Source organism: Clostridium sp. AM27-28 (assembly GCF_003480955.1).
Lineage (GTDB): Bacteria > Bacillota > Clostridia > Lachnospirales > Lachnospiraceae > Otoolea > Otoolea fessa.
This window is the reverse complement of sequence record NZ_QUJT01000046.1, coordinates 1-530: the sequence shown is the minus strand read 5'-3', so window position 1 is coordinate 530 and position 530 is coordinate 1. Positions and strand designations below refer to the sequence as shown.

The 530-nt window shown below is 41.7% G+C and carries 1 protein-coding gene; it reads left to right on the top strand.

The genetic code is table 11. The annotated features are described in order from the left end of the window. A partial coding sequence (locus DW720_RS15585; RefSeq protein ID WP_118749821.1) for a TIGR00730 family Rossman fold protein occupies nt 1-507 on the top strand: 507 nt, incomplete at its 5' end. Nucleotides 508-530 lie beyond the last annotated feature (23 nt).

The following is a 530-nucleotide window of genomic DNA, read 5'->3' as shown; positions in this document are numbered from 1 at the left end:
GAAGGAAATGACCCATGCTTACGAAAAGCAGTTGAGGAATTGGGGGCATGGATTGGAAACAGTGGAAATGCACTTGTTTACGGTGGTTCTAAAGGTGGTTTAATGGGAGCATTGGCAGACAGTGTATTGAAGGCAGGCGGTGATGTTACGGGTGTTGAGCCGAATTTTTTTATTGAAAATGAGTTTCAACATGATGGACTGACAAAACTGATTGTGACTAAGGATATGTCTGAGAGAAAAAACAAAATGATTGAGTTAGGAGAAGCCTTTATTGCCTTCCCGGGCGGCACGGGAACATTGGAGGAAATTGCAGAGGTAATGTCGAAGGTGTCTTTGAAACATCTGGAGGCACCCTGCATTCTCTACAACCTGAACGGTTACTACGATGATTTGAAAGCACTTCTAAATCATATGATTGAAAAAGGACTATCTTCTAACGAGCGACAGGAGGGAATCTTTTTTGTTGAAAATCTGGATGATATAAAGCGAATCTTGAGACGGGCATAACTTATGTTTGCACAGTAAAATGG